The 15,216-nt window shown below is 48.9% G+C and carries 16 protein-coding genes; 15 read left to right on the plus strand and 1 reads right to left on the minus strand.

The features are described from left to right. Positions 1-40: 40 nt before the first annotated feature. Positions 41-661 carry a Holliday junction branch migration protein RuvA gene (gene ruvA, locus BIT28_RS28540; RefSeq protein WP_075768366.1) on the plus strand — a complete coding sequence of 207 codons (621 nt, stop codon included), beginning with the start codon at positions 41-43 and terminating at the stop codon, positions 659-661. A 13-nt stretch (positions 662-674) separates the two neighbouring features. Beyond that, positions 675-1,691: a Holliday junction branch migration DNA helicase RuvB gene (gene ruvB / locus BIT28_RS28545; protein ID WP_075768367.1), complete on the plus strand. Its 1,017-nt coding sequence runs from the start codon at positions 675-677 to the stop codon at positions 1,689-1,691. 70 nt (positions 1,692-1,761) lie between these two features. Here the strand turns inward: ruvB and BIT28_RS28550 are convergent, their stop codons facing one another. Further along, complete coding sequence (locus tag BIT28_RS28550; RefSeq protein ID WP_075768368.1) at positions 1,762-2,658, minus strand: dihydrodipicolinate synthase family protein; 897 nt, start codon at positions 2,656-2,658, stop codon at positions 1,762-1,764. A gap of 306 nt (positions 2,659-2,964) precedes the next feature. On the opposite strand from BIT28_RS28550, the gene BIT28_RS28555 reads away from it, so the two are divergent. From BIT28_RS28555 to tolA, 13 genes are all read left to right on the plus strand, one after another. Further along, positions 2,965-3,837 (plus strand): MurR/RpiR family transcriptional regulator, encoded by an 873-nt coding sequence (locus BIT28_RS28555; RefSeq protein ID WP_075768369.1) that lies wholly within the window; start codon positions 2,965-2,967, stop codon positions 3,835-3,837. Between the two features lie 496 nt (positions 3,838-4,333). Further along, the gene (locus BIT28_RS28560; protein WP_075768370.1) at positions 4,334-5,044 is read left to right on the plus strand and encodes an N-acetylmannosamine-6-phosphate 2-epimerase; all 711 of its coding nucleotides are present in this window, start codon (positions 4,334-4,336) and stop codon (positions 5,042-5,044) included. Positions 5,045-5,052: 8 nt separating this feature from the next. Beyond that, complete coding sequence (locus BIT28_RS28565; RefSeq protein ID WP_075768371.1) at positions 5,053-5,928, plus strand: N-acetylmannosamine kinase; 876 nt, start codon at positions 5,053-5,055, stop codon at positions 5,926-5,928. Positions 5,929-5,984: 56 nt separating this feature from the next. Then, positions 5,985-7,478 (plus strand): sodium:solute symporter family protein, encoded by a 1,494-nt coding sequence (locus tag BIT28_RS28570; protein ID WP_075768372.1) that lies wholly within the window; start codon positions 5,985-5,987, stop codon positions 7,476-7,478. A gap of 82 nt (positions 7,479-7,560) precedes the next feature. Then, complete coding sequence (nanQ, locus tag BIT28_RS28575) at positions 7,561-8,040, plus strand: N-acetylneuraminate anomerase (protein WP_075768373.1); 480 nt, start codon at positions 7,561-7,563, stop codon at positions 8,038-8,040. Between the two features lie 1,026 nt (positions 8,041-9,066). Next, on the plus strand, positions 9,067-10,653 hold the full coding sequence (gene cydA, locus BIT28_RS28580) for a cytochrome ubiquinol oxidase subunit I (protein ID WP_075768374.1): 1,587 nt from the start codon (positions 9,067-9,069) through the stop codon (positions 10,651-10,653). 17 nt (positions 10,654-10,670) lie between these two features. After that, positions 10,671-11,807 (plus strand): cytochrome d ubiquinol oxidase subunit II, encoded by a 1,137-nt coding sequence (gene cydB / locus BIT28_RS28585; protein ID WP_075768375.1) that lies wholly within the window; start codon positions 10,671-10,673, stop codon positions 11,805-11,807. 11 nt (positions 11,808-11,818) lie between these two features. After that, positions 11,819-11,926, plus strand: a complete 108-nt coding sequence (gene cydX, locus BIT28_RS28590) for a cytochrome bd-I oxidase subunit CydX (RefSeq protein ID WP_075768376.1) — start codon at positions 11,819-11,821, stop codon at positions 11,924-11,926. Beyond that, complete coding sequence (ybgE, locus tag BIT28_RS28595; protein ID WP_075768377.1) at positions 11,919-12,230, plus strand: cyd operon protein YbgE; 312 nt, start codon at positions 11,919-11,921, stop codon at positions 12,228-12,230. Before cydX ends, ybgE begins: the two co-directional genes overlap by 8 nt. Before the next feature lie 310 nt (positions 12,231-12,540). Continuing rightward, positions 12,541-12,948 carry a tol-pal system-associated acyl-CoA thioesterase gene (gene ybgC / locus BIT28_RS28600; protein WP_075768378.1) on the plus strand — a complete coding sequence of 136 codons (408 nt, stop codon included), beginning with the start codon at positions 12,541-12,543 and terminating at the stop codon, positions 12,946-12,948. Next, positions 12,945-13,631: a protein TolQ gene (gene tolQ, locus BIT28_RS28605; RefSeq protein WP_075768379.1), complete on the plus strand. Its 687-nt coding sequence runs from the start codon at positions 12,945-12,947 to the stop codon at positions 13,629-13,631. Before ybgC ends, tolQ begins: the two co-directional genes overlap by 4 nt. A 6-nt stretch (positions 13,632-13,637) precedes the next feature. Continuing rightward, complete coding sequence (tolR, locus tag BIT28_RS28610) at positions 13,638-14,084, plus strand: protein TolR (RefSeq protein WP_075768380.1); 447 nt, start codon at positions 13,638-13,640, stop codon at positions 14,082-14,084. A 12-nt stretch (positions 14,085-14,096) separates the two neighbouring features. Beyond that, positions 14,097-15,203 (plus strand): cell envelope integrity protein TolA, encoded by a 1,107-nt coding sequence (tolA, locus tag BIT28_RS28615; RefSeq protein WP_075768381.1) that lies wholly within the window; start codon positions 14,097-14,099, stop codon positions 15,201-15,203. The last annotated feature ends 13 nt before the right edge of the window (positions 15,204-15,216 follow it).

Genomic DNA, 15,216 nt, shown 5'->3' on the forward strand with positions numbered 1-15,216 from the left:
TCCTAAAGCCTATTTTGTGAATCAATAAAGAGATGTTGCTGTGATAGGCCGACTACGTGGAACGATTTTAGAAAAACAACCGCCTGAAGTACTGCTTGAAGTAGGTGGTATTGGCTATGAAGTACAGATGCCGATGAGTTGTTTTTATGAACTACCGGAAGTTGGTCAGGAAGCGGTGATCTCCACGCATTTTATCGTTCGAGAAGATGCCCAGCTACTTTATGGCTTTAACAAAAAAAGTGAGCGAGAACTGTTCCGTGAAGTGATAAAAGCCAATGGTGTCGGGCCTAAGCTGGGACTGGCTATTCTGTCGGCGATGACTGCCAGCCAGTTTGTGCTTAGTGTGGAAAATGAAGATATTACGACTCTGGTGAAAATCCCGGGTGTGGGCAAGAAAACCGCCGAACGTCTGGTAGTTGAAATGAAAGATCGTCTGAAAGGCTGGGGCGAGGGTGACTTGTTTACGCCGGCACTTGATTCGGCGGCGTCCAATGCGCCGGTTGAGGATCATTCTGCTGCCCGTGCTGAAGACGAAGCAGTGAGTGCGCTGATTGCGCTGGGATATAAACCTCAGCAGGCATCGAAAGTGGTGTCTCAGGTCGCACAGCCAGATATGTCTAGTGAAGCGATGATCCGCGATGCACTGCGTTCCATGGTTTAAGGTGTAATATTCGATGATTGAAGCAGATCGACTTGTTTCGAATGATTTTCCTGTTAGTCGCGAAGATGACATTATTGACCGCGCGATTCGCCCGAAGCTGCTGGACGATTATCAGGGGCAGGATCATGTCCGTGATCAGATGGAAATCTTTATCAAAGCGGCCAAGCTTCGCGATGAGGCGCTGGATCACCTCTTGATCTTTGGCCCTCCCGGGCTGGGTAAAACAACATTGGCGAACATTGTTGCCAATGAGATGGGCGTGAGTATTCGGACGACATCAGGCCCGGTGTTGGAAAAGGCGGGCGATCTTGCGGCATTGCTGACCAACCTTGAAGAAAACGATGTCCTTTTCATCGATGAGATCCACCGTTTGAGCCCTCAGGTCGAAGAAGTACTATACCCGGCGATGGAAGATTACCAGCTGGATATCATGATTGGCGAGGGCCCGGCAGCACGTTCGATCAAAATTGACTTGCCGCCTTTTACCCTGATCGGCGCGACAACACGTGCTGGCTCGCTGACATCACCGCTGCGTGACCGTTTTGGTATTACCCAGCGTCTCGAGTACTACAAGGTTGACGATCTTAAGGATATTGTACAGCGCAGCTCAAACTGTTTAGGCCTGTCGATGGAAGAGGCCGGGGCGATGGAAGTGGCCATGCGTGCCCGTGGTACGCCTCGTATTGCCAACCGCTTACTGCGACGCGTCCGCGATTATGCAGAGGTGAAAGGGAATGGTCATATCTGTCCGGACATTGCTGCCAAAGCGCTGGATATGCTGGATGTTGACAGCAGTGGCTTTGACTACATGGATCGCAAGTTGCTAATGGCGATTATCGATAAGTTTATGGGTGGGCCCGTCGGTTTGGATAATCTGGCGGCAGCGATTGGTGAAGAAAAAGATACCATTGAAGATGTGCTGGAACCGTATTTGATCCAGCAGGGCTTTTTGCAACGTACTCCCCGCGGGCGCATTGCGACCCAGCGTGCGTACCTGCATTTTGGTTTGGATCTTCCTGAAACCCGTTAACTCTATCCACTAGACTGTCAAAAATAGAAACGAGGCCCGGAGGCCTCGTTTTTTTATTCTCTCTTTTCTGTTACAGCTGGGTGAAGCCTGCCGCACGCATTTTGCTGACGACGTCTGCTTTTTGCTCGTCGGTCAGAGGCTTAAGCGGAAGACGAGGATCACCGGCATCAATATCATGCAGTGCCATTGCCGCTTTGCCAGCCGCGACTCCGCCGTATTGAACGAGTACTCGGATCAGCGCAATAACACTGTCCATATCTTTATAAACAGCTGCCTGATCGCCTTTGGTGAAATCGTCGATGATTTTATGGAACAAAGGGGCGGCATAGTTATAAGTACTACCGACAGCGCCGGTTGCACCAACAGCTAAGGCACCCGGCAAGTGCTCATCAACCCCAAACGGAATATCAAACTTGCCGTTGCAGGCGCGCAGGCAGCGTTGGTACTCGTAAAGATCACCGCTATTAAATTTCAGGCCGTATAGATTCGGAATGCGCGGCTCTGCCTTGATAAGGAACTGCTCCATATCCAGGTTCACCCCGGACATACCCGAGTGATAATAGTAAAAACCTTTGGAAGGGGCAGCCGCGGCCACTTGCGCGCAGTAGTCAACGAGATCATCGACAGAGCCGGGTTTGAAGAAACATGGACCAATGGCAGATGTTGCAAAAATGTCGAGCGTTTCAGCGTGGCGGGTTAATTCCAGGGTATCAACAATACTCAAGGCACCAGTATGGACGGTAATTTTTAGCTTTCCTTCGGCTGCACTTACCCAGCGCTCGGCAATAGCCTTACGCTCCTCAACCGAGCAGTGGATACCTTCACCCGTCGTCCCGCAGATATAGACGCCGTTAACACCATCGCTTATCAGGTGTTGGGCGATTTGATCAATGACGGAGAAGTTAACATTGCCGTCAGCATTAAACGGCGTATGCGGAGCGGCGATAAGGCCTGTGAGTTTTTCCATTGTGTGGCACCTCTAAGCAATGAAGCCAAACTTCATTGTTTGGTTAATATTTGGAGTTTTGGTTTATTCTATGGAGTAAAATTTCATCTGACAATCATGTTCGAAAGTTTTTTTCTACCGTGGCTTAAAAATGTGACACCGCTTACAAAGCCTCATTTTTGCGACAATAGTGGATAAAATAGGTGAGGCAAAGGTGATTGGCTGCATATTTTTTCGATATCTACGGAGTAATACTTCACAATAAATGGAGCTCATGGGAAAATCACTGCAACGAATAAGACTTAGTCGATAGCCAGAGGTAGAAGGATGGTTATGCAACATATTCCGGCAAAAGCAGGGAAAGTGCTTGATATGATGGGCAGCCTGCATGAGAGCCTGACTCCATCGGCAAGACGTATATCCGATTTTGTCTTGGCCAATCCCGCTGAAGTCACCAAGTTGTCCATTGCGGAATTGTCTCACACGGCCAATGTCGGTGAGGCGACGATCATTCGATTTTGCCGCACGCTTGGCTTCAAAGGATTTCAGGACTTTAAGATGGAGCTGGCCATTGAGCTCTCCAGCCACAGCAAAAATGAGAAATCGATTCTTGATACCGATGTCACCCCAGAAGATGATGCTGAGCTGATCGGACAGAAACTGCAGACCACGATAAACAGTGTATTAGCTGAAACACTTAACTTGCTCGATTTTACGACCTTAGAGAAAGTGGCTGAGCAAATTCGCACCTCGCGGGCTGTTTATTTCTTTGGTGTCGGCTCGTCCGGTATTACGGCAGAGGATGCCAAGAATAAATTTATGCGGATTGGCTATAACGTGGATGCACTAACCAATAATCACTTTATGTATATGAAGGCTGCGTTACTGCAGCCCGATGATTTGGCAATAGGTGTGAGCCATTCAGGTAGCTCTGCAGAAACCGCCAAGGCGTTGAAACTGGCGAAAGAAACTGGAGCCAAGACAGTTGCGATAACCCACAATCCGCGCTCGACTATTACTGAGCATGCCGATTGGGTGCTGGTGAACGGTAACCGCCAGGGCAAGCTGCAGGGAGACTCCATTGGTACCAAGATCTCTCAGCTTTTTGTATTGGATTTGGTGTATACGTTGCTGGTCAGAGATGATGTTTCCGGCGCTCAGGTCAAGAAGCTAAAGACAACAAAAGCTCTGGAGTCATAGTAGAAGCACTATATTAGGTGCAAAATTTTACTAGAGCCGTGCCCGGCTATTGATAATTAGCCGGGCTTTAGGTGTATGTGTCAGTTTTGCTCTCGGCTGAGGTTTAGGCTTAGCCTTTCCCAATACTTGCCTTTTCTCACATTTAGCTTTCCCGCCATTTGTTTTTTCTTTAAGCATTATCTCTGCTTGTAGAGTGAAGTCGCTTCTTCATCCCAACTACACTTAACATCCCCTACATTTCTTGTCTGTCAGTCTAAGGTACACCGCTTATCATGAGTGGAGGGTAGCTTTGTAGACACCTATATGGAGTATAACTCCATTGCGATCTGTGCTGATGACGGTAAAGTTTGCGCGTGATCGCGTTTATTGTGAAGTTTTTGGTCAAAAGTGGGCTTGAGATCGCTGTTTTGAGTTAAAGGTGTTGAAGTTTAACTCCGCAGTAAATAAATTGGAGTTAAACTTCATTAGTAAATATTATGCCGGAGTGGTGCTACACATGACTGCCATATCTAAAAACTGCTTTCTTGCCTTGCAACAGGGGTTTGTTGCTTCCTGTCAGCCTGTTGATGATGGGCCGATGGATTCTCCTGAAATTGTGGCTGCAATGGCGCAGGCTGCCGTTGCTGGTGGGGCTGCTGGCCTCAGAATTGAGGGGATCGATAACCTGAAAGCCGTTCGAGCGGCTGTATCCGTACCGATTATTGGGATTGTTAAACGCGATCTTGCAGGTTCCGAGGTTCGCATTACCCCTTATCTTGAAGATATCCGGGCCCTAAAAAGTGCTGGGGCGGACATTATTGCTATTGATGCCACGGAGCGCGAGCGCCCGGTGCCGGTATCCGAGTTGATCAATGAGATCCACCGACTTGGCTGTATGGCAATGGCTGACTGCGCAACATTTGAAGAGGGAGTGCGCTGCCATCAACAAGGTGTAGAGATTATTGGATCGACTTTGTCGGGTTATACCGGTGGTCCGGTTCCCGAGGAGCCTGACTTCGAACTGGTTCGTCGGCTCAAAGAGGTCGGGTGTAATGTGATGGCGGAAGGGCGTTACAACACACCGGTGCTTGCTCGTAAGGCAATAGAAGCAGGAGCTTTTTGTGTGACTGTCGGCTCGGCAATTACACGTATCGAACACATATGTGACTGGTTCCGCTCTGAAGTAGATCTTGGTCGACAGCATGTTTCACAAGCTCAGGCATCGTAGGTGTCGTTATGAAAACATATTTAGCCGTTGACCTGGGTGGAACAAAAATCGCTGCGGCATTGATTCGAAATAATACCATTGTTCGGCGAGAGCAGATAGAAACCCCGTCATCACAATCACCAGCAGCGCTTTCTGATGCTTTGAAAGCCTTGTTGTTACCTCTTTCTCATGAGGCTGACTCCGTCGCGATTGCCTCGACGGGGATCATCGACAACGGGGCTTTGACAGCACTTAATCCGGATAACCTGGGTGGCCTGAATAACTACCCGTTGCAGGACGTTGTTGCTGATATAACGGGGTTGGAGACAGTTGCGATCAATGATGCCCAGGCAGCGGCATGGGCTGAATATAAGGCGCTGTGCCAACCTGCTGAAAATATGGCTTTTATTACTGTATCGACAGGTGTAGGGGCCGGATTGGTCATTGATGGAAAACTACTGGCCGGGCCTCGCGGCGTAGCTGGTCATGCCGGGCATATGCTGGCAGATCCTAATGGGCCGATGTGTGGTTGTGGCCGCAGAGGGTGTGTCGAAAGCGTGGCATCCGGCAGAGCTATCGCACGAGCGGGAGAAGCTTATTTCGCTGCCGGTTGTAGCGGATATGCGGTTTACCAGCAATTTCTGGCGGGCGATGAAAATGCCGAGGCGATTATCCACCGCTCTGCAAAGGCGATAGCCAATTTGATTGCTGATCTGACTATCAGCCTTGATCTTGACGTCGTGACGCTCGGTGGCAGTGTCGGGCTCGCTGAAAACTACCTCGATCTGGTTCAGTCATATTTATCCCAATTGCCTGCAATTTACCAGCCCAGGTTGATCCCGGCAGTAACCGGGGCAGACGCAGGCCTCATCGGCGTCACCCGATGGGCTGAAGCCAATACCTAAAACAGAATAAATGAATCAACTTACCTCAACCTACTTTCATTGACAGGAGTTAAGGCATGGAAATGCATGCATTTGGTACCCTCAATTATATCGTTTTGCTGGTGTATCTCGCCGCCATTATGCTCGTGGGGGTGTATTTTGCGCGTCGCCAAAAGTCAGCGGATGACTACTTCAAGGCGGGGGGCCGTATCCCCGGCTGGGCTGCCGGGATCAGTGTTTTTGCCACAACATTAAGCTCGATCACCTTTATGTCGATCCCGGCCAAGGCCTATACCGGAGACTGGACGTTTCTGATTGGCCAGTACATCGCGATCCTGATTTTGCCGTTCGTGTTTATGTACTATATTCCGTTCTTCCGTAAGCTGAACCTCACCTCGGCCTATGAGTATCTGGAAAAGCGTTTTGATATCAAGATGCGACTGTTTGCCAGCATCTCTTTTATGCTGTTTCACATCGGTCGTATTGCAATCATTACCTACCTGACGGCGCTGGCACTTATCCCTTTCATCGATATCAACCCGCTGACCATTGTCTTCCTGATTGGTGTTCTGTGTATTATTTATACCTTTATGGGCGGGATTGAAGGCGTTATTTGGACCGATGTGATCCAGGGGATAATGCTCTCTGTGGCTGCGGTGATGATTTTTGTCATGATCTGTTTCAATGTCGATGGCGGAATGACCGAGATATTCAGCATGTCAGCACAGGCCGACAAGTACTTCCCGTCGGAAAAGTTTGCCTGGAGCTGGTCTGAAAGTACGATTCCGGTACTGATGATAGGGTTCCTGTTCGCCAGTCTGCAGCAATTCACGGCCAGCCAGGATGTTGTCCAGCGCTACATCGTAACCGATTCCATTGATGAGACAAAAAAGGCCCTGGTGACAAATGCAAAGCTGGTTGCCTGCATCCCGGTATTCTTCTTTGCGGTAGGGGCGGCGCTATACGCCTATTACACTCAAAATCCGTCGTTACTGCCTGAAGACTTTAATACCGGCGGGATCCTGCCTTTCTTCGTCATTTCGCAGATGCCAGCCGGGATTGCCGGGCTTATCATTGCCGCTATTTTTGCCGCATCACAATCAAGTATTTCTAGTAGCCTGAACAGTATCTCGGCCTGTTTCACTTCTGATATCTACAACCGTCTCGGCACGACCAAGACGCCGGAAGAGAATCTGAAGGTAGGGCGAATCGTGACAGTGCTGGCCGGTGTCTTTGGCGTACTGGCATCAACCTATCTCATCATGTCGAATGAAAGCGAACTGTGGGATGCCTTTAACAGCCTGATTGGCTTAATGGGCGGCCCGATGACAGGTCTGTTCATGCTGGGCGTCTTTGTACGCAGAGCCAATGCCAATAGTGCTTTGGCTGGTGTGGTTGCCGCCGTTGCCTCGGTGCTGTGGGTTCGCTCGACAACCGATCTGAACTTCTTCTTCTATGGTGTTATCGGTACCCTGGTGGTGGTCATCGTCGGCTATCTGACTGCGCCACTATTCAAAAACACTCACGCGAAAGAAGAGATTGAAGCCCTTACGATTCAGGGCCAAAACTAACCGCTTGATTTGAATTTCCTCCAATTCCCCCGGAAGGCTTAAGTCTTGATGGCTTAGGTCTTCTCTTTTAGAGAGTCAGACAATGATATTAGGTCATATAGAACAGCCGGAGAGCTATGCCTTTCTTCCTGGTGCAATAAAAAAGAGCCTCGACTATTTACGCGCTACCGACTTACAGGCACTTGAGCCTGGTCGGCATGATATTGATGGCGACAAGATCTTTGCTAATGTGATGGCATTTGAAACTACTAATGCCAATGAGAAACTGGCCGAGGTCCACAAGGAGTATATCGATATCCAGTACTTGATATCAGGTACCGAGCGAATTGGCTTTGGCCTGCCGTCAGCGGCTAATCAGGTAGCCAAAGAATATGATCAAGCGGACGATTACTATCTGGTTGAAGGTATGGAGTGCGAATCTGAAGTGAACCTCGGACCGGATATGTTTGCCATATTTTTCCCGGAAGAACCTCATAAGCCGGGTTGCCGTTGTCAGAGCAGAAGTTCTATCAAGAAAGTGGTGGTCAAGGTACATAAAAGTTTATTGGCCGCCAGTGCATAGGGATAGCCTTTCACCTTCAGTGAGCCGGTTGGACTAAAGTGAGTAGGCATAAAAAAACGAGGCACGATGGCCTCGTTTTTCGTTTTTGCTAATCCCAGAGCATATTAATCGCTTAACGTGTTCCTGTTCCGTTTACATTACGTTGACAATTCACATAGTGGCCTTGAGCCCTTTGAGTTTTGCCAAGTGAGTTAACGGCGATTAATGGGGCGTTTTTAGCCCAATTTAATGATTGCTTTTGTACAACTCGGCAAAGCTTGGTTGGTACAGGGCAATCACTTTTTCAAAAATACGAGCCATAACTACTTCCTCAATCTAAAAACAATTCTGATGGGGAAACAGCTTACAACCCGCCTAAAAGACGTCTTTTACTGTCTGGGCGGCTTAATCTGTTTCTGACGCTGATTATAGATATTTATTTGTCATGCAAAAGCGAGATAAATTCTGTTTTGACATTAATTTTTCTAATCTGAAATATTATGACTATGTTCTCGCATATTAATGTTTTATAGCTTTTATAGAGAGTTGCCTGAGTGATTTATTGATACTGTGATCTCGATAGCCCTGTTTTTTCTAAGCCATTTCTTTGATGAATATGACGATTTAAAACAGATTGTGACCATGTATTAACTGGTCGTTTTTAGTATGAAAGATCGTGTTTTTTTCTATTCACAGAGAGATTTATCTAGTTGTGGCTTTGGTTGATCTAAATCAATTAAAATCGATGTGTATAAATCTTGAGCGGCGTTTCTTGATATTTATCAAAGCAAATTGTGAGATAAATAGATTGAGCGGGGCGGAGAATATCAGTAATATTAGCAATGACTTTATTAGCTGTAGCTTAACAACAAATTAACTAATTTGGCACATGACTGCAACATAGAAAGGAAGCCATTGATTCTTAATAAAATGGCTACCAGGAAGGTGACCTAAATAAGCGGTTTGTAAGCTACATTTTGCTAGCCCAACCATTGGTACACAGTGTAGTACTGTCGTCAGTCAGCCTGGCGAAAAAAGGAGTTCTCAATGTTCACTGATATCGTCGAACTATCGCGGTTACAGTTCGCATTAACTGCGATGTATCACTTTTTGTTCGTCCCCCTGACTCTTGGTATGGCGTTCCTGCTTGCCATCATGGAGTCGGTTTATGTAATGACCGGAAAGCAAATCTACAAGGACATGACTAAGTTCTGGGGTAAGCTTTTCGCCATCAACTTTGCCTTGGGTGTTTCCACGGGTTTAACCATGGAGTTTCAGTTCGGTACGAACTGGGCTTACTACTCCCACTACGTAGGTGATATCTTCGGTGCCCCGCTGGCTATCGAAGCACTTATTGCCTTCTTCCTTGAATCTACTCTTGTCGGCCTGTTCTTCTTCGGCTGGGATCGCCTGTCTAAGCGTCAGCACCTTGCTGTAACTTGGTTGGTGGCTCTTGGTTCCAACTTCTCGGCATTGTGGATCCTTATCGCAAACGGCTGGATGCAGAACCCTGTGGGTGCAGAGTTCAACTTCGAAACCATGCGTATGGAAATGGTGAGTTTTGCCGAAGTGGTGATGAACCCTGTTGCTCAGGTGAAATTTGTTCACACCGTCGCGTCTGGTTATGTCTGTGGTGCGATGTTTATCATGGGTATCAGTGCCTACTACCTGCTGAAAGGCCGAGATATTCCGTTTGCTCGCCGTTCCTTCGCGATTGCCGCTTCTTTCGGTATGGCGTCAATTCTGTCGGTTATCGTGCTGGGTGACGAATCTGGTTATGAGCTGGGTGACGTACAGAAAACCAAGCTGGCTGCTATCGAAGCCGAATGGCACACAGAAGAAGCACCGGCAGCGTTTACGCTATTTGGTGTTCCTAACCAGGAAACCATGGAAACGGACTTCGCGATTAAGATCCCTTATGTGATGGGGATTATCGCTACGCGTTCTTTTGACACCGAAGTGACTGGTCTTCGCGATCTTAAGGCCGAGCACGAAGTGCGTATCCGTAACGGTATGGTGGCCTATGGTCTGTTAGAAAAGCTGCGTGCCGGTGATAAGACACCTGAAAACATTGCAGCCTTCGATGAAGTGAAGCATGACCTGGGTTATGGCCTGCTACTTAAACCGTACGCTGACAATGTAGTTGACGCGACAGAAGCCGATATTGCCCAGGCAGCAGATGATTCAATCCCGACGGTTTGGCCACTATTCTGGAGCTTCCGTATCATGGTGGCTTGTGGCTTTATTATGCTGGGTATCATTGGTGCTGCATTTATTCAGACTTGCCGTCATAAGATCACAGGTAATAAGTGGGTACTAAAAGCAGCACTTTTCGGTATTCCTCTGCCTTGGATTGCTATTGAAGCGGGCTGGTTCGTTGCTGAATATGGTCGTCAGCCTTGGGCGGTGGGTGAAATTCTGCCGGTTTCAATGGCTGTGTCGAACCTTCAGGCCTCTGACATCATTACTTCCATGTTGGCTATTATCGCCTTGTACACCGTGTTCCTGATCGCTGAGATGTACCTGATGATCAAGTTCGCTCGTCTGGGTCCAAGCAGCCTGAAAACAGGTCGTTACCACTTTGAAACAACCGATGCACCGCAAAATGTGGTATCGCGTCAGGTTGAAGCGTAATCAGGGAGAATTAGGCAATGTTTGAATATGAAGTATTGCGATTTATCTGGTGGGTGTTGATCGGTGTGCTATGCATCGGCTTTGCAGTCACGGATGGTTTTGATATGGGTGTTGGTGTTCTGTCACGAATCATTGGTAAAACAGACACTGAGCGCCGAGTAATGATTAACTCGATCGCCCCGCACTGGGACGGTAACCAGGTTTGGCTGATCACCGCAGGTGGTGCGCTATTTGCGGCGTGGCCACTGGTTTATGCAACGGCATTTTCTGGCTTTTATTTTGCCATGATCATCACGTTGGCTGCGCTTTGGCTGCGTCCTATTGGTTTCGATTACCGTTCGAAAATTGAAAACCCACAGTGGCGTGAAACATGGGACAAGGCGATCTTTGTCGGTAGCTTCGTACCACCTGTGATCTTTGGTGTAGCTTTCGGTAACCTGCTGCAGGGTGTTCCGTTCGAGCTAAGCGATCTGTTGATCCCTACTTATACCGGTTCGTTCTTCGCGCTGCTTAACCCGTTCGCACTATTGTGCGGCATCGTGAGCATCCTGATGATCACCACCCAAGGTGCGGCTTACCTGCAGATGAAGACATCTGATGCGATCCGTGAGCGTGCTCGCCGCGTCGCAATGATCACTTCGATCGGTACAGCAGTGTGCTTTGCAATTGCCGGTTTCTGGGCCCAGAGCATTGAAGGTTATGTGATCACCTCTGAAATCATGACCAATGCGCCATCTAACCCTCTGACCAAAGAAGTCATGCGTCAGTCTGGTGCACTATTTGCCAACTTTGATGCCTATCCGTTGTTATGGATTGCGCCGGCACTGGCGGTATTCATGCCATTGCTGACAGTACTGGCTTCACGTGCGAACAGCGGTGCGCTGGCATTTATCACCTCTAGCCTGACAATGGCGGGTGTGATCCTGACAGCAGGCTTTGCGTTATTCCCGTTCATCATGCCTTCAAGCACGGTTCCTAATCACAGCCTGACAATGTGGGATGCGACGTCATCTGAGCTGACGCTGAACATCATGACGGGGGTTGCGGCGGTAATGGTGCCGATTATCCTGGCGTACACCTCATGGTGTTATTACAAAATGTTTGGCCGTCTTGATAACAAATATATCGAAGACAACAAGACTTCACTGTACTAAGGAGACAGACTATGTGGTATTTCGCTTGGATTCTCGGTGTTCTGCTAGCCTGCTCTTTCGGGATCATCAATGCCCTGTGGCTTGAGACAACCGAAAATATGGATGAGAACGGTGAGTAAGGTCGACCACTGGGTGAAGCGTGGCCATCAGTTGCTGGATAACGGGCTATTGCGCCTGTTATCCATGGCACTGTCGATGTCGGCAGCAGGACTGGTGATATGGGAACCCACACTCTTTGCCCAGGCAATTGGTGGATTCGGACCGATGATCTCACCAGCCCTGATATGGGCGACATGTACAGCAATGATTTTCGGTGTGGGTTTCGTCCCGCGCCGTTGGTACTGGCAGGTGTTCTTCACCCCGTATCTGGCATTGCCGATTTTGTCCTATATCATGTGGTTACGTCTGTTTCCTTCGGTGTAATCGCCGAAACAGACAGATAACGATAATTCACACAATGAAACAGCCCATTACAAAACAGTAGTGGGCTGTTTTTTTATACGTCTGTTAGTGTTTGTTGCCTAGATAAGTGTGCAAAATGCATATGCTGACACGAATTATGCAGTGTGAACGGTAACGAAATGACAAGCTTGTCAAAAAATCATCGCTTTTGTGAGTGTTAGTAAATGCGGCGTTTTATAAAGCTGCGCAACTTCGGTATAGTAAGCGATTATTTGAAGATCGGGCGAGTACCTGGCGGGTACTGGCTGTTATGTGATTGCATGGATATCTGATGACCGAAGAAAGTGCCTTTGAGTGGCCAATCACTATTTATTATGAAGATACCGATGTTGGTGGGATTGTTTACCATGCCAACTACCTGAAATTCTTTGAGCGGGCGAGAACGGAACTCTTCCGCAGTCATGATGTCAGTTTACAGGCATTATTTGCACAAAATGTTAGCTTTGTGGTGCGCCATATGGATATTGACTTCCTGAAAGGCGCCAGGCTCGATGAACGGCTGGTGGTCAGGACATGGCCGGTTAAAATACGCCGGGCCTCGATCGAATTTTGTCAGGTTTTAGTTAACAATGCCGGCCAAAACTTGTGCAAAGCGATGGTTCAGGTAGCCTGTGTGCATCCTGAATCCATGAAACCTATTCAGATCCCAGAAAATATTAAGTCGGAGATATCTAAGTGACTGCTGAACTATCGATTTTAGATCTTTTTTTACAGGCCAGCCTGCTTGTTAAGATCGTGATGCTTATCCTGTTAGGTATGTCTGTCATTTCCTGGGCGATGATCATCAAGCGCTCCTCGGTGCTGTCGGATGCCGCCTCCAAAGCGGAACGCTTTGAAGACCGTTTCTGGTCGGGCATTGATTTGTCACAGCTTTACCAGGAAGTGCAGGCAAGAAAAGACAGCCTGACAGGCTCAGAACAGATTTTCCATGCCGGCTTTAAAGAATTCGCTCGCCTGCACCGCAGCAATGGCAAAGTGCCGGAAGCGGTAATGGAAGGAACGGGACGTGCAATGCGTGTTGCCCTGTCTCGTGAAGTGGACGATATGGAAACCAACCTGCCGTTCCTGGCAACGGTGGGTTCAATCAGCCCGTATATCGGCCTGTTCGGTACGGTATGGGGTATTATGCACGCCTTTATTGCGCTGGGCGCGGTAAAACAGGCGACACTGGCTATGGTTGCCCCGGGTATTGCTGAGGCGCTGGTCGCTACGGCAATGGGTTTGTTTGCTGCAATCCCGGCAGTGATGTTCTACAACAAGCTGACCAACCAGGTGTCGAAGCTAGAGCACACCTATGCCACTTTCATGGAAGAGTTCTCAAGTATTCTACACCGCCAGGCATTTGCCGCTGCGCAGGAGTAATAAGCAATGGCTTATCAACCGAAAAAGCGCAAAATGACGGCGGAGATCAACGTCGTACCTTATATCGATGTGATGCTGGTACTGTTGATCATCTTCATGGTAACGGCCCCGTTTGTGACTCAGGGGGTCGATGTCGAGTTGCCGTCTACTCAGACGGCGAAGACCGCAGCTGAGCTGGTCGGTGATGAAAACAGCAATGCACCGATCATTGTTGAAGTCGACCAGGACGGTAATCTGGGTCTGAGCGTCGATAACGGCGACATGCTTCGCGGCCTCAGACTGAATGATCTGCTTACCCGGGTCAGGGCCGAGCTTCAGCTGAATCCAAAATCGACCGTCCTGGTCGGCGGTGACAGCCGTGCTCCTTACTCTTACATTATCGAGACGCTTGATGCACTGAATCAGGCCGGAGTAGGTTCTGTAGGTTTGATGACCGAACCTTTAGAGAAGTAGGCAGGCTTGCGGATGAAAAACAATAATTACAGCGCTGCCGTCATTATATCGTTACTTCTTCATGGTTTATTGTTAGCAGCTTTGTTATGGGGAACGGATTTCACCATGGACAAGCCAAAGACGTCGGGTAATACGATCAAAGCGGTTGTTGTCGACCCGGCGTTGGTTAATCAGCAGGCCAAGCAGATCCGCCAACAACGTGACGCGGCGAAAAAAGCCGAGCAGGATCGCCTGAAGCGACTTGAACAACAGGCTGCAGCGCTTGAACAGCAACGCCAGGCTGAAGAGAACAAGTTGCGCCAGCTGAAAGCCGATAAGCTCAAGGCCGAAAAAGATGCCCGTGCTGCAGAAGCTGAACGCAAACGAGTGGCTGCCGAGCAGAAGAAAGTGGCTGCGGCAAAACGCAAGGCGGAAGAAGAGAAGCGCAAAGCTGACGAAGCGGCCCGCATCTCTCGGGAGAAAGCAGCCCAGGCGGAAGCAGAGCGTAAGAAACAGTTAGCCCAGCAGCGCAAGGCCGAGGAAGCCAAGCGCAAAGCGGAAGAGCAAAAACGTCAGGCGGAAGCCGCTGCTCGTAAGGCAGAAGAAGAACGTCAGGCGAAAATTGCCGCGAAGAAAAAAGCGGAAGAGGAAGCCCGCAAGGCTGAAGCAGAGCGAAAAGCGAAGATCGCAGCGAGGAAGAAAGCCGAAGCTGAAGCTCGCAAGGCAGAAGCAGCCCGTAAGGAAGCCGAGCGTAAAGCGGCGGAAGCCCGCGAGAAGCAGCGACAGCAAGAAGCGGCCCTCAACGATATGTTCGCTGGGTTGGAAGCCGAAACGGAGCAGCGCGGCGGTGCCCGCGGCCAGTTTGTTGCCGATGAAACCCAGCGTTACGGTGCCATCTATACTCAGATGATCCAGCAGAACTTGCTGGTCGATCAGACTTTCATTGGCAAAGAGTGTGTTATTCGCATGCGCCTATCTACTAATGGTCTGGTACTGGATGCATCGAATGATGGTGGTGATGCAGCGCTATGCCGCGCAGCTAAAGCTGCTGTGGTAAAAGTGAGCCAGTTCCCGATGCCGGAAGATCCGACGGTAATCGAGAAGCTTCGTAGTATTAGATTAACAGTAAGCCCACAATGATGAAGGAGTTGTT

Source organism: Photobacterium proteolyticum, assembly GCF_001939735.1.
GTDB lineage: Bacteria > Pseudomonadota > Gammaproteobacteria > Enterobacterales > Vibrionaceae > Photobacterium > Photobacterium proteolyticum.